This is a genomic window from Anabaena sp. CCY 9613 (assembly GCF_963920895.1).
GTDB lineage: Bacteria > Cyanobacteriota > Cyanobacteriia > Cyanobacteriales > Nostocaceae > Cyanocohniella.
The window spans coordinates 1-18,966 of record NZ_CAWUDE010000011.1; the positions used below are offsets into that span (position 1 = coordinate 1).

At 39.9% G+C, this 18,966-nt stretch carries 24 protein-coding genes; 14 read left to right on the top strand and 10 right to left on the bottom strand.

The window, feature by feature from the left end:
- Window positions 1-46: 46 nt before the first annotated feature.
- Both ACM0OT_RS14105 and grpE read right to left on the bottom strand, forming a co-directional pair.
- A complete protein-coding gene (locus tag ACM0OT_RS14105) occupies window positions 47-622 on the bottom strand; it encodes an Hsp70 family protein (protein ID WP_414564966.1) in 576 nt (191 codons plus the stop codon).
- 72 nt (window positions 623-694) lie between these two features.
- Complete coding sequence (grpE, locus tag ACM0OT_RS14110; protein ID WP_414564967.1) at window positions 695-1,528, bottom strand: nucleotide exchange factor GrpE; 834 nt, start codon at window positions 1,526-1,528, stop codon at window positions 695-697.
- 526 nt (window positions 1,529-2,054) lie between these two features.
- On the opposite strand from grpE, the gene ACM0OT_RS14115 reads away from it, so the two are divergent.
- Complete coding sequence (locus ACM0OT_RS14115; RefSeq protein ID WP_414564968.1) at window positions 2,055-2,231, top strand: hypothetical protein; 177 nt, start codon at window positions 2,055-2,057, stop codon at window positions 2,229-2,231.
- A 135-nt stretch (window positions 2,232-2,366) separates the two neighbouring features.
- The gene (locus ACM0OT_RS14120) at window positions 2,367-2,597 is read left to right on the top strand and encodes a hypothetical protein (protein WP_414564969.1); all 231 of its coding nucleotides are present in this window, start codon (window positions 2,367-2,369) and stop codon (window positions 2,595-2,597) included.
- 5 nt (window positions 2,598-2,602) lie between these two features.
- Here the strand turns inward: ACM0OT_RS14120 and ACM0OT_RS14125 are convergent, their stop codons facing one another.
- Window positions 2,603-4,270: an MBL fold metallo-hydrolase gene (locus ACM0OT_RS14125; RefSeq protein WP_414564970.1), complete on the bottom strand. Its 1,668-nt coding sequence runs from the start codon at window positions 4,268-4,270 to the stop codon at window positions 2,603-2,605.
- Here ACM0OT_RS14125 and ACM0OT_RS14130 point away from each other — a divergent pair.
- The 3 genes from ACM0OT_RS14130 to ACM0OT_RS14140 all read left to right on the top strand — a co-directional run bounded on the left by ACM0OT_RS14130 (window position 4,269) and on the right by ACM0OT_RS14140 (window position 6,068).
- A complete protein-coding gene (locus tag ACM0OT_RS14130) occupies window positions 4,269-4,427 on the top strand; it encodes a hypothetical protein (protein ID WP_414564972.1) in 159 nt (52 codons plus the stop codon). The genes ACM0OT_RS14125 and ACM0OT_RS14130 overlap by 2 nt on opposite strands.
- Before the next feature lie 709 nt (window positions 4,428-5,136).
- On the top strand, window positions 5,137-5,730 hold the full coding sequence (locus tag ACM0OT_RS14135) for a ParA family protein (protein WP_414564973.1): 594 nt from the start codon (window positions 5,137-5,139) through the stop codon (window positions 5,728-5,730).
- A 56-nt stretch (window positions 5,731-5,786) separates the two neighbouring features.
- Window positions 5,787-6,068 (top strand): CopG family transcriptional regulator, encoded by a 282-nt coding sequence (locus ACM0OT_RS14140; protein ID WP_414564974.1) that lies wholly within the window; start codon window positions 5,787-5,789, stop codon window positions 6,066-6,068.
- A 10-nt stretch (window positions 6,069-6,078) separates the two neighbouring features.
- Here the strand turns inward: ACM0OT_RS14140 and ACM0OT_RS14145 are convergent, their stop codons facing one another.
- Window positions 6,079-6,600 carry a sporulation/spore germination protein gene (locus ACM0OT_RS14145; protein WP_414564975.1) on the bottom strand — a complete coding sequence of 174 codons (522 nt, stop codon included), beginning with the start codon at window positions 6,598-6,600 and terminating at the stop codon, window positions 6,079-6,081.
- Between the two features lie 124 nt (window positions 6,601-6,724).
- Here ACM0OT_RS14145 and ACM0OT_RS14150 point away from each other — a divergent pair, with 124 nt between their 5' ends.
- From ACM0OT_RS14150 to vapC, 6 genes are all read left to right on the top strand, one after another.
- Complete coding sequence (locus tag ACM0OT_RS14150) at window positions 6,725-8,188, top strand: integrase (RefSeq protein ID WP_414564976.1); 1,464 nt, start codon at window positions 6,725-6,727, stop codon at window positions 8,186-8,188.
- Window positions 8,189-8,267: 79 nt separating this feature from the next.
- Complete coding sequence (locus ACM0OT_RS14155; protein WP_414564977.1) at window positions 8,268-8,558, top strand: PAS domain-containing protein; 291 nt, start codon at window positions 8,268-8,270, stop codon at window positions 8,556-8,558.
- A gap of 45 nt (window positions 8,559-8,603) precedes the next feature.
- On the top strand, window positions 8,604-8,771 hold the full coding sequence (locus ACM0OT_RS14160; protein ID WP_414564978.1) for a hypothetical protein: 168 nt from the start codon (window positions 8,604-8,606) through the stop codon (window positions 8,769-8,771).
- A 47-nt stretch (window positions 8,772-8,818) separates the two neighbouring features.
- Window positions 8,819-9,457, top strand: coding sequence for a Uma2 family endonuclease (locus tag ACM0OT_RS14165; RefSeq protein ID WP_414564979.1), 639 nt, complete (start codon window positions 8,819-8,821; stop codon window positions 9,455-9,457).
- Between the two features lie 148 nt (window positions 9,458-9,605).
- The gene (locus ACM0OT_RS14170; protein ID WP_414543858.1) at window positions 9,606-9,872 is read left to right on the top strand and encodes a ribbon-helix-helix domain-containing protein; all 267 of its coding nucleotides are present in this window, start codon (window positions 9,606-9,608) and stop codon (window positions 9,870-9,872) included.
- Window positions 9,869-10,276: a type II toxin-antitoxin system tRNA(fMet)-specific endonuclease VapC gene (gene vapC / locus ACM0OT_RS14175; protein ID WP_414564980.1), complete on the top strand. Its 408-nt coding sequence runs from the start codon at window positions 9,869-9,871 to the stop codon at window positions 10,274-10,276. Before ACM0OT_RS14170 ends, vapC begins: the two co-directional genes overlap by 4 nt.
- Before the next feature lie 149 nt (window positions 10,277-10,425).
- On the opposite strand, the gene ACM0OT_RS14180 is transcribed toward vapC, so the two are convergent.
- The 4 genes from ACM0OT_RS14180 to ACM0OT_RS14195 all read right to left on the bottom strand — a co-directional run bounded on the left by ACM0OT_RS14180 (window position 10,426) and on the right by ACM0OT_RS14195 (window position 13,857).
- Window positions 10,426-12,468: an SUMF1/EgtB/PvdO family nonheme iron enzyme gene (locus ACM0OT_RS14180; protein ID WP_414564981.1), complete on the bottom strand. Its 2,043-nt coding sequence runs from the start codon at window positions 12,466-12,468 to the stop codon at window positions 10,426-10,428.
- A gap of 232 nt (window positions 12,469-12,700) precedes the next feature.
- Window positions 12,701-13,039, bottom strand: a complete 339-nt coding sequence (locus ACM0OT_RS14185; protein WP_414564982.1) for a DUF86 domain-containing protein — start codon at window positions 13,037-13,039, stop codon at window positions 12,701-12,703.
- The gene (locus ACM0OT_RS14190) at window positions 13,036-13,347 is read right to left on the bottom strand and encodes a nucleotidyltransferase family protein (protein ID WP_414564983.1); all 312 of its coding nucleotides are present in this window, start codon (window positions 13,345-13,347) and stop codon (window positions 13,036-13,038) included. Before ACM0OT_RS14190 ends, ACM0OT_RS14185 begins: the two co-directional genes overlap by 4 nt.
- A gap of 120 nt (window positions 13,348-13,467) precedes the next feature.
- Window positions 13,468-13,857: a hypothetical protein gene (locus tag ACM0OT_RS14195; protein ID WP_414564984.1), complete on the bottom strand. Its 390-nt coding sequence runs from the start codon at window positions 13,855-13,857 to the stop codon at window positions 13,468-13,470.
- A gap of 343 nt (window positions 13,858-14,200) precedes the next feature.
- On the opposite strand from ACM0OT_RS14195, the gene rsmA reads away from it, so the two are divergent.
- The 3 genes from rsmA to ACM0OT_RS14210 all read left to right on the top strand — a co-directional run bounded on the left by rsmA (window position 14,201) and on the right by ACM0OT_RS14210 (window position 16,397).
- Window positions 14,201-15,037: a 16S rRNA (adenine(1518)-N(6)/adenine(1519)-N(6))-dimethyltransferase RsmA gene (gene rsmA, locus ACM0OT_RS14200; protein WP_414564985.1), complete on the top strand. Its 837-nt coding sequence runs from the start codon at window positions 14,201-14,203 to the stop codon at window positions 15,035-15,037.
- A gap of 20 nt (window positions 15,038-15,057) precedes the next feature.
- Window positions 15,058-16,002, top strand: a complete 945-nt coding sequence (gene ispE / locus ACM0OT_RS14205) for a 4-(cytidine 5'-diphospho)-2-C-methyl-D-erythritol kinase (protein ID WP_414564986.1) — start codon at window positions 15,058-15,060, stop codon at window positions 16,000-16,002.
- Between the two features lie 86 nt (window positions 16,003-16,088).
- A complete protein-coding gene (locus ACM0OT_RS14210) occupies window positions 16,089-16,397 on the top strand; it encodes a DUF3082 domain-containing protein (RefSeq protein WP_414543852.1) in 309 nt (102 codons plus the stop codon).
- Here ACM0OT_RS14210 and ACM0OT_RS14215 read toward each other — a convergent pair.
- The gene (locus ACM0OT_RS14215; RefSeq protein WP_414564987.1) at window positions 16,394-17,272 is read right to left on the bottom strand and encodes a response regulator; all 879 of its coding nucleotides are present in this window, start codon (window positions 17,270-17,272) and stop codon (window positions 16,394-16,396) included. The two genes, ACM0OT_RS14210 and ACM0OT_RS14215, sit on opposite strands and share 4 nt — an antisense overlap.
- Before the next feature lie 57 nt (window positions 17,273-17,329).
- The gene (locus tag ACM0OT_RS14220) at window positions 17,330-18,856 is read right to left on the bottom strand and encodes an ATP-binding protein (protein ID WP_414564988.1); all 1,527 of its coding nucleotides are present in this window, start codon (window positions 18,854-18,856) and stop codon (window positions 17,330-17,332) included.
- Window positions 18,857-18,966: the final 110 nt, after the last annotated feature.

Consider the following 18,966-nt stretch of genomic DNA (forward strand, 5'->3'; position numbering starts at 1 on the left):
CTTTAGATTCTTCTGATTCCTTGTGTCAAGCCTGATTGAGATGCTCTTACCCTGACACTCCTTCAAACATTTCTAATACTGAAATATCTAAAGTTCCACCCCCAAAGTCAAACACAACGATTTGTTCTTCAGACTCAATATTTTTGATACCAAATGCTAGTGCTGCTGCTGTCGGTTCATTGATCAAACGAAGTACATTTAAACCAGCTATCTCACCAGCGTTAAATGTTGCTTTACGAGCCGCATCTGGAAAGTTAGCAGGTACTGAAATCACGACATCTTTAATTGGATGTCCTAATGCCTCTTCCGCATTTTCCTTTAATTTGCGAAGAATCAAAGCAGCAATTTCTTCTGGGCGATAATCTTGTTCTTGCAAGCGAAAAACTTCCCCAGTTCCCATTAATCGCTTACTTTCTCGAACACCAAACCCCGGACGATCAACTGTTCCCCGTGCTGTTTCTCCCACCAGCAGTTTTTTTCGCTCATTAGTTGCCACAATTGACGGGATAATAGGAATTTTTGTAATTGGATCAGGAATTGGCAGAGGTTCATGATTTTTGTAAATACAAATTTCTGAAGTTGATGTACCCAAATCAATGCCAATGGCGTAATTAGTTTTCATTATTGAAATATCCTGAAAATAGCTTTCTTGGTGATGCAATTAAGGTTCAATCTTGAATATTGCTCTCTAAATTTACAGTGAAGTAGTTGTAGAGTCCTCTAAATGAGTGATTGTTTCCAAAACATTACTATTTACAGGGTTCTTGGCCATAATTACTTCTGCTCTCTCTAAGACTTTTGTATTTGATCTATAACCCCAGCGAATGCATTTTAAAATAGAACCATCTTCTGCCTCTGATGATAATTCTTCATCCTTATAATTATGCTCTTCTTCGTCAATGTTGCTATTGACAGGAGGATTGATTAGAGAGAAACCACGTTTTTTTACAATTAGTTCAAATTCTCGAATAATTTTCTGAATAAATTCCTGAATACCAGGATTTTTTTCATTTTCTAGGCTTCTTTCTAGTAATTTAAATAATTCAATAATGCTTTGATTCCAATTATCTAATTCACGATTTATGTTCCCCTTTTCTTGGCGTAGTTCCATTAATTCTTTGATTAGTTCTTTTTCAAGGGAATTATTGCTTTCTAAAAAACCTCTGATTTCCTGTCCAATATCATTATGTAATTTATTAACTTTCTGGCTATTTTCCTCAATAGCAGTAGTGTTTCTGTAATATTCTCTACCTACTCTCTTGATATCTTCAATTTCTTTTGGTAAATCACTAACAAATTTTTTGTCTTGCTCTCGCAAGTAAAACCACAAGAAAAAACTACAAGATACCAAAAGGTAAATTGCTGAAATAACGAAGAGAATATCGTGCTGAATTTTAAATTGGATATTAGGCAAAATCGCAACTGCAAGACCTACCAAAGAAATGATTAAAATAATTGTAGTAATACTATAAAAAATCCAATGCCCGTGAAAATAACTTAAACTTTTACGTTTATCTTTATTACGCATTTAAAAAACTTCCTTGGGAAAAATTTGTGATTTTTGGTTACTAGCTTAATTTGTGAACTTCCACAGCACATTAAATCTGCGATCGCCCGATTACAGACATCGCCACAACAAAACTAAATAAGGATCAATTTAATCAATACTTAGTCAACAAATTCTCAGCCTGAACGCCCACCTTTTCTCACATCTCCTCAATCTTTTCTGTCACTAGTATCGACGGTTTAGAATACTCATGTTCTTAGCGATTGATTGTAGAAAATGTCATACAATACTTACTGTGAACTATTCTGATGTCAGAGCAGTCAAAATTCACAGATTACGAATAATCTGTACTACCTACGGCTGTTTGATAGCAAAGGTTTATTGATAGTCATTGAGTACTTTTGACTTACTCAATCGAAGTAGCAGGTGCTATGTCATTTGCTACATCTTATCCATGCTAAAACGGAGTATTCATCCGTATATGTGCGGTAATATTTATTGCTTCACAGGATAAAAGTCTTGAACGTATTAGTTTTGGAGGTTTGCCATGAAAGTTAATATCAAAGATAGTGAAATACTCAAAACCGTTAATACTGATGTTGTCCAGGCGCACTTGCAAGCAACAGGTTGGCATGAAACGGGGCGTATCTATAATGATGCTGGGGCAATTTGGCGACTGAAAAAAGATAATAATTCTGAATATGAAATTTTGTTACCTCTTTAATATGATTTAGGAAATTATGCAGAAAAAATTAGCGATATATTAAAAACATTAGAGACTATAGAAAATAGAGAGCAAGTTGAGATATTAAGTGAATTTATTACCAATTATCGCCACTTTACTCTACAAGGCATAGTCATGCAAATTTCTACTCCATCAATTGATCAATTGCGTAGAGAAATTACTTTATTGGGTGAAGTTTTTCATAAATTACGAGAAATCAAAACCGAATTAGCAGACCAAGATTATATTTTAGCTATTAAACCTTATCAGGAAAGGTTCCCAATTCGCTGCACGGGTGATTTAGTAAAGGTTGATCACCATTTTATTCTCAAAAATCCCCACAATTTGCGAATTAATCATATTTAAATTATTCACTCAACATTAGACAAACGTTCAAAAGCCGGACAGTAACCCTCAAGAGTGACTTTGAAGTTATATAACGGGGAAGTAGGATTCCAACAGCGTTGTCCTCTTTGATGCCGACAAGTCCCACAACAATCTACATCAGTCCAGGTAAAGCGATCGCCATTTTGGTTGAGTAGTTCTCGGGGAGATAATCCCCGCAAGACTATTTCTTCACCTTGCCAACGCGCTTCAATTAAACCAGTATCAGCAAACTGTCGCCAGCGTGGGTCAGTTGTGATGGCATCGGGTAAGGAGATGGTAATGACTGTGCCTAATTCTGTGAGTTCGCCTTCATAGTTGGTTTCTGGGGGAGCGGGCTGTAAAAAGGTATCGCCAATGGGTAGTTGTACTAAGGTGTTAGCCAATGGAGAATGCACGTGATAACGGTTTTGTAGTTCCTCTAAGCTAGTCAAATCAGCCAAGTAAGCCGGGGAACCGTGGACAAAAACGACGTGTTGGGGACGCAAATTATGAATTAGCTGGGTAGTACCAGGGCCATCGCTATGTTGGGCGAGAAGATAGCTTTCGTCATTAGTGGGTGCAGCATATTCTTTATTAATTTTTATATCAATTTTTTCTGGTAACAGAATTACCCAAGGCCCTGTATCCGGTTGACAGTATTGATTTAAATTAGCTGTGGAGTCAGTCAGCACAATACAGGGAGACTTACCCACAGTACCCCGCTGTTGAGGTGGCAAACGTCGTACCCGTGGACGCACTCGTTCATCCCAAAATAAGGGTTGATGACGGGCAAAGTTCTGTACTGATGGTGGGAGGTGGGGCAAGAGTTCCAAGTAAGCATCACACCCTGTGGCCACAGCACCGTCAACCCAAATATCTAAATCTCTGCCTGTGAAGTGGTGATGAGAGCGTAACAACATCAGCAGTTCTTGACCCAAGCCTAAAGCGGGTGTGGGCAATAGCACTGAACAACGGTCGGCGATCGCTCGATTAATTCGCTCGGCTAGTTGATTTTCTTGGTTGCGGCGGTGGGGATGTCTGGCTGTGCCATATGTGCCTTCAATTATTAGTACATTTAACTCTAATCCCCGTAACTCTTCTAAACGCAATCCTTCTACTAAACGTGAGTTGGATAAGAAAAAGTCACCTGTATATAGTAGTTTATATGAGCGTTCTGCTGTGGTGTATGTCAGTAAAAATGCTACCGCCCCTGGTAAGTGTCCAGCGGGAAATAATTCTACTACCAGACCTTCTTGAATTTCCACAGGCGATCGCAACGGCAACGCATGACACAGTTGGGGAATATTTTTCGGGTCTTGGTCTAGCCAATTAAGTGGTAGTAATTTGCTGGTTACTTCGCTGGCATAAATCGGTAACAGAGGAAAAGCTTGATGTAAGTCTAGCAATCCTTTGGCATGATCTGGGTGAGCATGACTAATCAACACCACATCTGCGGGCATGGGCGATCTGCCTCGACGGGCTGACTTGGCCAACGAGTGTAGTAATAATGAAGTATCCTCCAAGCCACAATCTAGCAGTATGCGGTGTGGCCCCATCCGCACTAATAAACATACGCCCTCATCGTGATGCTGGACACTATAGGGCAAACAATCTAATTCATTAGCTACCTCCCCAGCATCAATGCCAGAGGATGCCGACAGATTATCCCTCATGCGCTCCTCTACTCCGACCTCATCATCATTGACATACCCCAAATACCAAGAACAGCGTAATTCTTGGTTTTGTGATCTAGGGGTAAGTTTTGCTGTGCGCCCCTACACCCTAAAAATGCAGATGATTGATTTGGGAGGACGCCATCAAGTTGGTTGACAAGAATGGGGCTAAATGAAGTTTGTCTCTTGCCTGATTTATCTTTTGCAGTTTTAAACGGTGAATTCTGTCCCAGGAAATTGGCTTAATGAGCAGAGCCATTACCGTGATAGTTATCTGAATCATAAAATCCATTTTTAGTGCCGAAGAATAGGCACAAAACAGTAAATATAACTGTTAACCCGGCTAAAATCAGCTTAACTTCCATTTGTTGGCTGTTCCTTACTCAAGACTTTCCTATATTAATAGAGTGCTTCCGCAATTCGGCTCAATCGCTAGAAAATCTTTACTATGGTTAAGTTGATTGGGCAATAGGTAATTTTACACAATTAGTTAAATTCTAAAACTTTTTGGGTCACCTGTCCATTTATTGTCAGGTTTCTACATCACCTACAGCTAGGGCAGGGAGCAGGTGGGAAAATATCACATGAATAAATTTCTGGAAGTACCTTACCCAACAGAATCTACACTTTCCATTCGCCAAGTATTTTTCTTGTGAATATTTTATTCATTTAAATACGGGTATTAAATTTACAACAATTACTCGATTTACTTGATAAATTTTGTATGTGTACTATTAGCTTATATATATTTAGTAAATAAAATATTAGTATATTAAGCATCTAGATGTTCAAGCATCCAAATAATTAAATATTCAGATGTTTAAATATACAGTAGAATCTTGACATTATTTATTTGCCACTGGAAAATGATCATCACCGTAGCAGCATTCAAGGGCGGTGTAGGAAAATCTACAACAGCTCTACACTTAGCTACATATCTGCAAAATCAAGCTGACACACTGTTAGTTGATGGCGATTTAAACCGTAGTGCTTTGGATTGGTCAAACCGGGGTTGTTTGCCATTCAAAGTTGCTGATGAGAAGCAGGGAGTCAGTTTAGCAAAACTTTATGAGCATATAGTTATTGACACACCAGTTAGACCAGAAGCGGATGAGTTAAAAACTATTGCTAAGGGTTGTGATTTATTAGTCATACCCACTACTCCAGATGCGATCGCTTTAGCTGCAACTCTACAAATGGTGGAACTACTCAAACCATTGAAGACGAATTATCGAATTTTGCTGACTATTATCCCCCCAAATCCCAATAAGGCGGGAGAGGAAGCGAGAACGGCTTTGTTAAATGCAGAGTTACCTATATTCAAGTCAGGAATCCGCCGCCTGGCTGTCTTCCAGCGCGCTGCTTTAGAAGGAGTACCAGTCAATGCTGTCAAAGACTCTTACGCCCAAATTGCTTGGCGGTGTTACGCCGAGGTGGGAAAAGAGATAATTAATTCGTAATAGAGCCTACGGCACGCTAACGCGAACGTAATTGAAGATGGAGAATTGGTATTACTTTGAATAACAAAAAGAAAACTAGCCGTTTTGATGACTTAATAGATGCTGCTCGTAGTCGTCAAATTAGAGATCAGCCACAGCCTACGGAAGACAAACCCACTTCCTACAGTAAAAGTACTGACCCAGCATATACCCGTACCACTATTTATCTCCCTAAACAATTGCATCGACAACTAAAAACCGTAGCCGCTTCACAAGAGCGACAGATGAGTGATATTGTGGCGGAATTAGTGGAGCAATGGCTGTTATCTAACACTCAGGAAAAAAATTCCCCTAGTTAAACTTTGCATTTTAAAGAATTACTTCTTTTCCTTGTTCTGTAAAGCGAACTTCTTGGATTTTCCATTCAGTATTACTGGTTAAAGTTTTGCGGAGACTACCAAATAAAGCAAACTGTTCACAACTAGAAAGAGAAACTAATTTGCGCTTTGACTCTGGGGATAAACGCAAATCAACTGTAGCTACACCATTTTCTACGTTGACACGATAACCGGACAAGTTAAAATCTGCTGTATCTCGTTCAGCGATAATTTTACCCACTGCACCTGTTACAGGTTGTTCTGCGGCTACTGACACTTGTTGGGGAATCAGTTCTTGACATTGGAGATCACTTGTATATAGGGTGACGTTAGTGGTTTTGCTTGTGGGATTTGTCGAGGTGGCTGCGGGGGTTTTAGTAACTGTGCTGGGTGTGGTGGTAGGCGCTGGTGTTTCACTATCAATACTAGTGGAAGTAGGACTGGAACTACAGCTACTAATGCTAGCTGCGATCGCTACTACAATTAACGGTAACAGAAGTCTTTGGCTTTTCATAATTTATAGTTCGCCTGTGGTTGTTAATTAACTTCAATACTGCTAGTATCAATTCCGCATAAATTTCCCAAAACTTTGCTGCTTGATTATTATTAGCTATCTTCTCACTCCCAGAGAAACACTTATGCCTAGCAACGAATCCAGCACTTATAATGTCCGAATATCTGAATGGGATGGTATCCCCATTGAGCAGTGGGAACCAGCTAAATGGAAGCTATGGAAACCTAAATATCCGGCATCAGATGAGTATGCCAAAATTGAGCGTGAATATCTCCGCATTAAACATGCTATTCAGCAGGCTAACTCGGCTTTAAGTTTAGATAGAATCAAGATTAAATTGAAACTAACTAGCCCGAAAACTATCGGTTTACAAGGCACATTTCCTTGTAGACCTGGTGATGTGGGCAGACACGGTAGTCCTAATAAGCAGTATACCATTTCTTGTGCTTTTACAGCTAATGAAACTGGGGTAAAAATGGCAGTTTTAAAAGCACGGGAATTAGATTTACAATTAATAACTAAACAATTCCAATGGACACCAGAATTATTAGGGAAGCAGTCTCAAAAAATAGAAATAAAAAATCAAGAAAGAAAGCTTGTTGATGAATTAATTCAAGAATATGAACAAGAGTTTTGGAAAAATCATCAAAAAAATCGCCAAGGAATTCGTACTTGGGAAACTCATTACATGAGGCATCTCAAAAAACTACCCCAAGATGTGCCGATGTCTGAACAAGCGTTGGTAACAGCTTTAGAAAAGACGCAACCCAATACATCATCGAGATTTTTTTTGGTGTGGCAACTGAAAAAGTTTGGCGAATTTTGTGGTATTGATGACTTTAAGGCAATTTATGCTTATATGACTCCCAATCCTCATCCAACTATTCGGAAAATCCCTTTAGATGAGGAAGTTTTACAAGGATTTGAGAAAATCGGAATGCCTTTATCAGCATATGCTAGTAAGGAGAATGTAACGCAACCTGAACAATGGCAATGGATCTATGGTATGTTAGCTACTTATGGGTTAAGACCTCATGAATTATTTGCTGTAGATATAGCAGCATTTTTAGACCCAGCTAATACCTTTCGTTTAGTAAATTTAAATCCCCAATTAACAGAGGGTACTAAAACAGGTGAACGCAGTTGTGGGATTCCACCATTACATCCCCATTGGGTAGAGTTATTTAATTTAAAAAATATTCGCTTACCCGATAGTGAAGGTACACTTAGTAATAAAACTGCCAAGATTCAAATTAAATTTAGAACTTCTCAGCTAGGTTTTAGACCTTATGATTTACGTCATGCTTATGCCATTCGTGGTCATCGCTTGCGAGTCCCTATTAAGACGATGGCTGATTATATGGGACATACCGTGCAAGAGCATACTCGAACTTATCAAAGATGGATGAATGAAGATACTAACTTAGAAATTTACAAAGAAGTGGTAATTTACAGACAAGGTACGAGTAAGGAAGCCTTGAAAGAGAGAATTAGGGAATTAGAGGCGGAAAACGTGGCTATCAAGGCCGAAAATGCCACCCTTAGAGGTTTGCTGGTTCAACATCAATTAGGCGAATTATTGAGTTAATTTCAGATTTTAAATTAGAGATTGGGCAAGATAGATACTGAAGTTAACTTCAGTCCCTAAGCTGGGAATAAACGAGACTATGACTGGTAATCTCATTACTGTAGATAAAAATACTTATGAATCCCTTCAACAAGAGTTGACAGAGCTGCGTCAGCAACTAGGGCAGAATAATTTGCAATCTAGCCCACAACAGATGGGTGTATTTATAGAATATACCCCAGCTGCGATCGCAATCTTCGATGAGCAAATGCGTTACCTGCTAGTCAGTCGTCGTTGGCGGGAAGATTACGGTTTGGGGAATCAGGATATTATCGGTTGTTCTCATTATGAGTTGTTCCCAGAGATTTCCCAGGCTTGGCGGGGAATGTGAAAAATGTGATGAAGATGCTTTTGTACGTGTCAACGGCAAAATAGATTGGGTGAAGTGGGAAATCCGCCCTTGGTACAAGGACTCTGGCGCAGTGGGTGGAATCATCATGTGGAACTTTATCAATTACACTTCCCTTATCCCCCAGAAGAAATTCAAACAGAAATAGCAAATATCGACCTTGATTTTCGTAGCGAGTGCGTAAGTCCTAAATAATTATCAATTATAATTAAGCGTAATTAGGCAATAGGAGCCAGACAGTTATGTTACTGGAACTCAACCAACTAATTGTACCTGTCGGTCATCAGTTATTGATTAAAGATATATCTTGGTCAACATACCAACACATTTTGACTGATTTGGGTGAAAATCGTAGTTCTAGAGTATCTTACAGTCAAGGGGTGCTGGAAATCATGGCTCCATTACCAGAGCATGAGGTAGCTAAGGTTGTTATTGGAGATTTAGTCAAAGCTTTATTGGAAGAATTAGATATTGAATTTTGGAGTTTGGGTTCTACTACTTTTGATAATGAAATTATGGATGCTGGGGTGGAACCTGATGATTGTTTTTATATTCAAAATGAAGCGGTTGTGAGGGGTAAGAATAGAATTGATTTAACTGTTGACCCACCGCCTGATTTAGCGATTGAAATTGATATTACTTCCCGCACCCGATTTAATAATTATGCCGTATTGGGAGTTCCTGAATTGTGGATATGGAATGGGACTCAGTTAGAAGTTAATGTTTTAGTTGATGGTAAATATATAGAATTTAGTAGTAGAATTTTTCCTGATTTACCTATTTTTCAAGTGATTCCCGAATATTTGAATCGCAGTAAAAGTGAGGGGAGAAATGCGGCGATGAAATCTTTTCGTACTTGGGTAAGACAGCAAAATATATAGTTTTTTAGGTTTGGTTGATGTAAGGAAAACCAAAATTTATATGTATTTACTCGGTTTGATAATTTTAAGATGTTGGGTTGCACTGTGCTTAACCCAATCTATGGGCCATTAATTCTTCATTATCTTACACACGCTGACATTAGAAGCCATGAATGTATCCTTGACTCCAGAGCTTGAACAATTCATCCAAATGCAGATTGCAAGTGGTAAGTATGCTTCGGCGGAGGAAGTAATTGTTGATGCTCTCAAAATGTTTGCAACTAAAGGTTATACTGAAGCGCCAGTACAGGTAAAAACACCCGATGAATTGGGTTGGCCTCCTGGTTTTTTTGAGCAGACGGCTGGCTGTTTGCAAGATGATCCTTTGGTGAGATATCCCCAAGGTGAATATGAAGTACGGGAGCCGTTAGAGTGATTTATTTATTAGATACGAATGCTTGCATTGTTTATTTAAATCGTCCTATATCTGGTGTCAGACGACGCTTAGAGTCTTTATCACCAAGAGATATTGCTGTTTGTTCAGTTGTGAAAGCTGAACTATTTTATGGTGCGAGAAAAAGTAAAAATCCTCAACGTACTTGGGCTTTACAGTCAGCTTTCTTGAATAATTTTGTTTCTTTGCCTTTTGATGATGCAGCTGCTACATTTTTTGGCAATATTCGTGCTGAGTTAGCAAATTTGGGTACACCTATCGGCCCTTATGATTTACAAATCGCATCAATAGCCCAGGCGCATAATTTAATCTTAGTGACGCATAATACGGGTGAGTTTAGTCGGGTGAATGGGTTACAGATTGAAGATTGGGAACAAGATTGTTGAGCCGGACAAGTCTTCTGTTTTGCAACCTACCAAGCTATCCGACTCGGTTTTATGTTCGGAGGTCGTTACCTTCCTCACTGGGACAGGTATGGACTCACTGGTGTACGCTCGATAAATTCCCATTTACCGACTCTGACTTTGGGGAGCGCTCACGCAACAACACGAAAACCCACATCGCGGCTCTGAGTCGCACGCGCATCCCACGTGCGATTAGCAGAACGGCAACCCCAAGTGCGGCTGACCCAACAACCGCCACGCAGCAGCCTTATGTTATTATCTTTACCATTGATCCACGCACTACCATCTGTGGGCGCACCTTGGTAATTATCATTATACACATCTTGACACCATTCCCATATATTACCATGCATATCGTATAATCCGAAAGAGTTTGGCGGAAATTCTCCTACATTTGTTGTCTGTTGACGATATTCACCTTTGGGTGCTGAACCGTAGGGGTAGTTACCGTCGTAATTAACTAAATCTGTGGTGATGGTTTCCCCAAAATAAAACGGCGTAGTTGTCCCTGCACGACAAGCATATTCCCATTCCGCTTCACTAGGTAGTCTGTAAGTTTTTCCTGTCTTCTGGCTGAACTTTTGACAAAACTCTACAGCATTATCCCAACTGACTTGTTCTACAGGTCGTCTATCACCTTTGAAAAGAGCAGGATTTTTCCCCATTATTGCTTGATACTGTGCCTGGGTGACTGCATATCTACCCATGAAGAAACCGGGAACTGTTACCTGACGCTGGGGACTTTCACGATCAAGTCGTTCCGCCTCCCCTGCTGGTGAACCCATTGTAAATGTTCCCCCTGGTATCTGCGCCATCTCCAATGTGACACCATCCCCTAAGTCTTCAAAAAAGGATTCTACTTCAATATTACGGCGCTCTATGATTTTCCCAGTTTTATCTACCGTTACGACTTGTGAATTATCTTTAGGCAATATACGCGGTACTAAAATTGCCAAACCTAACCCAGTACCCCCAAATCCAACAGCTTGAATCACTTTTCGCCGTGACCAGTTAGTTATGATTGGTGGCTGTTTTGGAGTAATGGGTCTTTGAATTGCCTTTTCTCCAGAATTTTCATTCTGAGCAGTATTAGGAATTGGTGAATTTTGCTTCTGAAGTGGAACTTGGATTGGTTTATTTACAGGTTTATTTGTAACTGACTGAGAAGGCTTTGGAGTCTCTACCGACTTAGAAGGATTAGGGCTGTTGGCGATACTTCCACTGTTTTGCTTGCCAGATTCCAAATGTGTTTGCAACTGTTCAGTCCTATTTGGCAACCTCGCAATTCTTTTGATTGCCTTAATTGCTTCTGCATCTTGCCCTGAAGCCGCAGCTAACACCCGCATCCATAATTGTTCTGCTAGTTCAAGATTACTGTTTACTTCTGCTTGGTAAGCATCATTTTTGAGTGTGGCAATATCCGCTAAGGTGGCATATTGGGGTACAAGTATCAAATGCGATTTATTTACAGGCTCTGCAATAACATAAGGTGTTTGTGTGCCCTTTTGATGTTGACTCACAATTTCCGGCACACGAAAATTGAGATACTGATTCAACCTTTCAACTGTGGCGCATTTACCTTGGATTCCCAACCCTTCTAATAAAGCCGTAGTAAAAGCACCTTGTTGTAAAGCTGCAATCTCATAAGAATACTCCTGAGGACTACAGGAAAATATACTGATGACTCCTTGTTGACGTGCTTTCTCCGCCGCTTGTCTTCCTATCCCTTCCCCTCCACGAGTAGCCAAACTGCGACAAGCATCCAGAATCAAAACTACATTATCCGCACCACAGCGACGCAGACGTTCTGTAACATAATTAATGGCAATTCCTGTATTTTCGATATCTTCTGGGTCGCCATCACAAGGCATGAGATAATCACGTCCAGCGTGTCTAATACCATGACCACTGAAGAAAAACCAAAAATTGTCACCCGCTCCCATGAAGGAAATTTCAAATAACTGTCGCAAGACTCGCAGTAAGTTAGCACGGTTGGGACGGGTTGATTTTCCAGCAATATCAGGGGAATCATCGGAGAAGAAATATATGTTCTCGCATCCCACCTCTTGGCGAAGAAACTGCTGCATTAACTGTGCATCCCGCTTGGCATAGTTTAGCGGTTGCAAATAATCATACTGGTTAATGCCGATTGCGATCGCCCAATTTTTCGCCATCTCGCTTTAGCTATTGCTGTTGAGATTGTAGCTTATTACTTAAGTATATTTAAGCAGGTTTGTATATCTGGTTGATTTTGAGGGTTTTACGTGAGGCTGTTGGGTGGCGCTTTGCTTAACCCAACCTACGTGTCAGATTATATCGTTTCATGGTGGAGGCGATCTTGGAGTGAGCGGAGTGCGATCGCCTTTCGTTTCATTTTGACTCTTGGCGTTTAAATTTCAGTTTATATTAATTCCAAAACTCCTGCGCCATTGTGTCGATTGTTCTTTCTAACTCTGGCAAATACTTTTCAACCACACTCCAAACTATATCGAGGTCTACATTTAAATATTCATGAGTTAATCTATTCCGAAAACCAGCTATGTTATTCCATTCAATTTCAGGGTATTGATTTTTCCAATCATTTGGTAATTTCTGCACAGATTCACACATTACCTGAATATTTCTTAACACAGCATCTTGGGTTTTTATATCCTGAAAAAATATGTCTTTGCCATCAACTGTATATTGCTTAATTCTGATGATGCAATCTCGAATATGAATTAAATAAATTCGGCTATCTTTCATAAATAGATAGCCTCATGAAAAACTTGATCTCGAATTAAATCATGTAAAGATTTAGGTGTGACAACATCGACTTTACGATTTAACAAATTTTCTAAATCTACAATTAACCCACCTGGAAACCAAGGGGAAATTTTATCTAAATCGTAATCAACTAAAAAATCAATATCACTTGCTGCTGTTTCTTCACCTCTAGCTACACTACCAAAAATACGCAGGTTATAGGCTCCATGTTTAGCCGCAATATCGAGGATTTCTGCTCGTTTGGCTTGTAGTAGTTTTTTTAATCCTATTTGTCTTTCTTCTGTCATGAAGGAAACCAATACTCAAGGAAATAATGTATCTTAGTTAAGAGGTTAAGATGTTGGGTTTCGCTTTGCTCAACCCAACCTACGGGGTATATCGGTGAGTGCTGAAGGCGATCGCTTATTTTATGACTTTGACTCTTGGCGTTTAAATTTCAGTTTAATAGCACCTTTCCCCCCAGTTTTCACACCGCTACCAATTAATTTAATTTCTCCTTCGCCGCTAATTTCTACTGATAACTCAATTTCATCTAACTGCATCCCGGAGTTGACTTTAGCTTCTTGTTCTGTACGACTAAATAAGCGCCCGACAACTTGCAAAAAGCTAGTCATGTTTTTCTCTAATTTTTCGGCGCTAACGGGAACAGCATCACCTACAACTTTGCTGTTATCCCTGGTTGGTTCTGGTTCCCAACTTCTTGTATTTGTAGTCCCGCCTTTCACTCCATCTGGAATAGAAATTTGAGGTGTGTCATCGGTAACTATCCAAATGGTATCTGAAGGTGTGTCTAACATGTTAATTTAGATGTTTCTCTGAAAATTTTCCTACAAATATCTATACAACAGCAGAAACAATAATTTCCCAAAAATGTTAAACATTCTTAAGAGTACAACGGCCCACAATATCATCTATGATGTATGCTCCACGGCAGACGATGGTGTTCCATTTGCTCTGCGATCGCCTTCTTCAGCGACAATGGTTTATCTCTTTTAATTGATCATCTAAATACCACTATTAATCAAAAATGCCTATACTTTGCTGGCTATTTTTAATAAAAATTTACATTAAAAAGTAAGAAAAAAGTAAGAAACGCGTTTTTCAATAAAAGCCAAAACTTAGATATAGTAAGGAAAATAAATGGTAAGACCGCGCAAGTCCTTTGCTCAGCATTGGCTCAAAAGTGAAAAGGCTTTGGACACAATTGTCAAAGCAGCAGCATGTCAAGGGAGCGATCGCATCTTAGAAATCGGCCCGGGTACAGGCATCCTCACTCGTCGTCTACTACCATTAGTGCAATCATTAGTAGCAGTAGAAATTGACTTTGATTTGTGCAAACTGTTAGCCAAACAACTAGGTAAAAAAGAAAATTTTTTACTATTACAAGGGGATTTTCTGACATTGGATTTATCATCTAATTTGGCAGCATTTCCCAAGTTTCAAAAGCTTAATAAAGTCGTAGCTAATATTCCATATAATATTACTGGGCCAATTATCGAAAAACTATTAGGAACTATCGCCAATCCCAACCCAGAACCATTTGATTTGATAGTACTGCTAGTGCAAAAAGAAGTAGCCGAAAGATTGTATGCTCAACCAGGTTCAAAAACTTTTGGAGCCTTGAGTGTGCGAGTACAGTATTTAGCCGATTGTGAATTGATTTGTACAGTACCAGCAGCAGCATTTTACCCACCCCCAAAAGTAGACTCAGCAGTCGTGCGGTTGCGTCCTCGACAAATAGAAACACCAGCCATTAACCCCCAGAGGTTTGATACTTTACTCAAGCTAGGGTTTGCAGCCAAACGCAAAATGTTACGAAATAATTTGCAATCCGTCGTCGAGCGCGATCGCCTGACCCAAATCCTGGAACAATTAGAAATAAATCCCCAAGCCCGCGGCGAAGAACTCAGCGTCCAGCAATGGGTAAATTTAGTCAATATCCTAGAGGAAGAGACTAAAAGTTACCAGGAAACCTAGATTAATTACTTACGAATTCAATGCATTCCTACACCTTAATTGCTCCTGCCAAAATCAACTTGTATCTAGAAATTATTGGTGACCGTCCTGATGGTTACCATGAGTTAGCGATGATACTCCAAAGTATTGACCTCGCCGACCGAATTGAGATATGTTCCATTAGCACTGACATTATTCGCATCAACTGCAAACACCCGCAAGTACCCTTAGACAAGAGTAATCTGGCATACCGGGCAGCAGAATTAATGGCCAAAAAATTTCCAGACGCTTTTGCTCAATATGGGGGCGTAGAAATTACAGTTAAAAAAAATATTCCCGTAGCAGCAGGATTAGCAGGAGGTTCCACAAATGCCGCCGCAGTATTGGTAGGCATAGATTTACTATGGAACCTGGGACTAACTAAATCAGAACTAGAAGAATTGGGTGCTATCCTCGGTTCAGATGTACCATTTTGTGTAAGCGGCGGCACAGTCATTGCTACAGGAAGAGGCGAGCAACTTTCTCCCCTACCAAGTTTGGATACTATATATATAGTATTAGCCAAATATCGTAGCCTCGAAGTTTCTACAGCATGGGCATACACAACCTATCGACAACAGTTTGGCAGTTCTTATCTACGAGATACTGAAAATTTAGCAGCGCGTGCAGCCGCAGTTCATTCAGGAGAAATAGTCCAAGCAATTCTCAAACAAAACCCAGTAACAATTGCCCAAAAAATGCACAATGATTTAGAACGTGTAGTCTTGCCAGCGTATCCCCAAGTTTTACAACTGCGAGAACTATTTGCCACTGGTGAGGGTGTTTTAGGAACCATGATGTCTGGTTCTGGTCCAACAGTTTTCGCTCTCATGGAGTCTGAAAAACAAGCACAAGCACTAAAGCAACAAGTGAGGGCAGCAATTCCTGATGAAGATTTAGAATTGTTTGTGACTCGGACAATTACACATGGTATTCAGGTGGCTTAGGGAGTAGAGAATTTTGGATTGCAGTTTGATCCAAATTTGAGCCAAAATTTAAAATCTAAAATCTAAAATCTAAAATTGAATGACCAATGACTAAAGAACCAGAAACTCAAGAACAAGTGCCACCAACTCCCTTACGCTGTATCACAGGAGCAATCTTCTCTGGGGGACTAGGATTTGCTATGTATTCGCTGATGATATCTATTGCAACAACTTTTGCTACTAAACCTATCCATTCTGATAATCCAATGGCAGTGAATATTGGCTCTGCCGTTCGGACTTTAGTTGTCGGTATAGTTGCCTTGGGAACCGGGATATTTGGTATAGTGACGATTGGTCTATTGGCCTTAGCAATCCAATTATTGGTACAGCAGTTCACAAAGCCCAAAAACAGTTAGTTCAAACCTGAAGATGCATACTTCCCATGCTGAGAGCGAGTATTAATTACTGGCAATTTTTTTCTATGAGAAACTTGAGAAACTTGAGAAACTTGATTTTGGTTTCTCCAAGATTTGGGAGGTAGCCCGTGGTGTTGGCGAAACTGCCGGGAAAAATGACAGGCATTTTGGTAGCCTAGAACTGTAGCAATTTGCTCAATTGTCTGATTTGTGTCTCGCAATAAAGGGCGGGCTGCTGCCATCCGGCGTTTAACAATCCAGCCATTAACAGTTTCGCCTGTTTTATTTGCTACTCTACTGGTTAAGTAAGCTGGTGAATAACCAACAGCCTCAGCCACATCAGACAAAGTAATTCCGCGATCATAGTTAGCTTCAATATAATCAAAAACTTCCTTGAGTTGGGGAATAGAGGGAAAGATTGATTCAGGAATGACAGCGGGAACAGTGTTGGTGGGTAATGATTCGGAAGTAGCATACCAGGAACGCAATAGAGATTGCTTTTCTAATCGAATTGCGATCGCCTTAAGTAACTTCTCTACAGTAGAAGGTTTAGTCAAATAATCGTCTGCACCCAACTCCATACCTCTACGAACATCTGCCATCTGGTCGCTACCTGTCAGAAAAATGAAGGGAATAACAGCAGTTAGAGGATCTTGGCGCATTGTATCGAGAACACCGTAACCATCCATATCCGGCATAACAATATCACAAACCACCAAGTCGGGTAAATATGTTTGTGCTTTTTGAATACCAACAAGACCATTTTCAGCACCTATCGTAACAAAACCTTCAGTTTCCAGACCATCTAGGAAGAGATTGCGGGTGACAGCATCATCTTCAATCACTAGAATTGTTTTCGACGATTCGTGCATCATTTTTCTATTGCTTAAGATTTTACGACAAGGTCATCATCAGCAAACACTATTGAGCATTCAAGATTTGGATTTCATCAATGGCAACATAATAGTAACTGTTGTACCTACATCAATATCACTTTCTAAGGCAATATGACCACCATGTAAATCTACCAAAGTCTTGACAATCGATAGCCCTAATCCAGTACCGGGAAGATTATCTATATTCCTACCTCGATAAAATGGCTCAAATACTCGCTGTATATCTGCGACAGGAATACCCACACCCCTGTCAGTAACTTGAAAAATTATCTTCCCACATTCACAATACAGTTTTACATCAACCGGGCTGCCAGTGGGAGAATATTTAATGGCATTGTCAAGTAAGTTTCGCAGAATCGGTTCTAGTAGTTTTTGATCAATGTAGACAGTTAAGTCGCCACCTTGACTCATAAAATTGATCGGCTGCTGACTACCACTTTTCTGTATTTGTACAATTAAATCATTGCAGAACTGGACTAGATCAAGTGGTTGAGCCTCAAACTTGAGTTGTGCCATTTCCGCCTTCGAGAATAACAAAATATCATCCAACATCTTGGTGATTTGTTCCACCGCCGATTCAATGTGATCAACTAATGGTAGTGCTTTTACCTCCATCGATTCATGGATACGCCTTTTGAGTAAACTATTAGAGAATGAAACCACATTCAGAGGGGTGCGGAATTGATGGCAAACCATAGACATGAAGTGCGCTCTCACTTCACTGACTTGTTTGGCTTGTTCTAAAGCTTGATGCAGACTTGATTCTGCCTTTTTATAGTCAGTGATATCAATACCTGCAATAATTTTCACTGGTGTTTCCTCATAATCAAGCATGGTGACAACACAACCTAGCCAGTGTTCTGTGCCATTTTTTGCCAGAATCTTGAGTTCTTGGTATTGTAGTTTCTGATTATGTAACTTTCTGTGCTTTTTATTTTTGATTAATTGGCGTGGATCAATGCCACTTAACAGTTCCTGTTTTGTGTAGCCACTTAATATCTCCGCGGCTGGATTAATGTAGGATAAATTGCCACCTTGAATTACGAAAATGCTAGCATCAGTTGTTTCTGCCAAAGTATGCCATCTAGCCTTGTTCAATTGTAGTAATTCTTCAGCGCGCTTATACTCAGTAATATCCCAAACACTGCACAATCGACCAATAATTTTGTCGCCTAGCCACTGCGGCTGAGAATATTGAGCGAAAACTCTCCCATCTTTCAACTCCAAAATATCGTAGCTATCCACATCAGGTTGAGCAGACATATTCCCCATCACCTTGCGAAAGGCTTCTGGGTTTTTTAGTTGGCTCTCGAAAAAAGTTTGGCATTGAGGAGAGTTATTAGATAATAGCCGGGAATCTGGAATTTGCCACATACCCAGGAACTGCTGATTACAGCCGAGAATATCACCTTCAAGACTGACGGCAATAATTCCGCTGCTACTATATACACACCGAGAACGGAGTATGGAAATAGATTTTTTTAGCTGTGCCTCCTGTCGCTTGAGGTGATAAACTTCCTTTGTTAAATGCTCTTTAGCCTCTTCTAATTCATTAATACACATTCTGCATACTCAACTCTACTAATTCATCACTCTTTCGCACCCAAAAACAAGATATATCCAGCATTTAACTTTGATTATCTACCTGCATAATTCACAGATATTTATATTAA

Bases quoted from the DNA above. Each gene is read 5' to 3' on its own strand.
- ACM0OT_RS14105 (WP_414564966.1), bottom strand. From the start codon at position 622: ATGAAAACTAATTACGCCATTGGCATTGATTTGGGTACATCAACTTCA.
- ACM0OT_RS14125 (WP_414564970.1), bottom strand. From the start codon at position 4,270: ATGAGGGATAATCTGTCGGCATCCTCTGGCATTGATGCTGGGGAGGTA.
- ACM0OT_RS14130 (WP_414564972.1), top strand. From the start codon at position 4,269: ATGCGCTCCTCTACTCCGACCTCATCATCATTGACATACCCCAAATAC.
- grpE (WP_414564967.1), bottom strand. From the start codon at position 1,528: ATGCGTAATAAAGATAAACGTAAAAGTTTAAGTTATTTTCACGGGCAT.
- ACM0OT_RS14180 (WP_414564981.1), bottom strand. From the start codon at position 12,468: ATGGCGAAAAATTGGGCGATCGCAATCGGCATTAACCAGTATGATTAT.
- rsmA (WP_414564985.1), top strand. From the start codon at position 14,201: ATGGTAAGACCGCGCAAGTCCTTTGCTCAGCATTGGCTCAAAAGTGAA.
- ACM0OT_RS14170 (WP_414543858.1), top strand. From the start codon at position 9,606: ATGAATGTATCCTTGACTCCAGAGCTTGAACAATTCATCCAAATGCAG.
- ACM0OT_RS14150 (WP_414564976.1), top strand. From the start codon at position 6,725: ATGCCTAGCAACGAATCCAGCACTTATAATGTCCGAATATCTGAATGG.
- ACM0OT_RS14145 (WP_414564975.1), bottom strand. From the start codon at position 6,600: ATGAAAAGCCAAAGACTTCTGTTACCGTTAATTGTAGTAGCGATCGCA.
- ACM0OT_RS14220 (WP_414564988.1), bottom strand. From the start codon at position 18,856: ATGTGTATTAATGAATTAGAAGAGGCTAAAGAGCATTTAACAAAGGAA.
- ACM0OT_RS14165 (WP_414564979.1), top strand. From the start codon at position 8,819: ATGTTACTGGAACTCAACCAACTAATTGTACCTGTCGGTCATCAGTTA.
- ACM0OT_RS14115 (WP_414564968.1), top strand. From the start codon at position 2,055: ATGAAAGTTAATATCAAAGATAGTGAAATACTCAAAACCGTTAATACT.
- ACM0OT_RS14155 (WP_414564977.1), top strand. From the start codon at position 8,268: ATGACTGGTAATCTCATTACTGTAGATAAAAATACTTATGAATCCCTT.
- ACM0OT_RS14195 (WP_414564984.1), bottom strand. From the start codon at position 13,857: ATGTTAGACACACCTTCAGATACCATTTGGATAGTTACCGATGACACA.
- ACM0OT_RS14120 (WP_414564969.1), top strand. From the start codon at position 2,367: ATGCAAATTTCTACTCCATCAATTGATCAATTGCGTAGAGAAATTACT.
- ACM0OT_RS14190 (WP_414564983.1), bottom strand. From the start codon at position 13,347: ATGACAGAAGAAAGACAAATAGGATTAAAAAAACTACTACAAGCCAAA.
- ACM0OT_RS14135 (WP_414564973.1), top strand. From the start codon at position 5,137: ATGATCATCACCGTAGCAGCATTCAAGGGCGGTGTAGGAAAATCTACA.
- ACM0OT_RS14185 (WP_414564982.1), bottom strand. From the start codon at position 13,039: ATGAAAGATAGCCGAATTTATTTAATTCATATTCGAGATTGCATCATC.
- ACM0OT_RS14210 (WP_414543852.1), top strand. From the start codon at position 16,089: ATGACTAAAGAACCAGAAACTCAAGAACAAGTGCCACCAACTCCCTTA.
- ispE (WP_414564986.1), top strand. From the start codon at position 15,058: ATGCATTCCTACACCTTAATTGCTCCTGCCAAAATCAACTTGTATCTA.
- ACM0OT_RS14215 (WP_414564987.1), bottom strand. From the start codon at position 17,272: ATGATGCACGAATCGTCGAAAACAATTCTAGTGATTGAAGATGATGCT.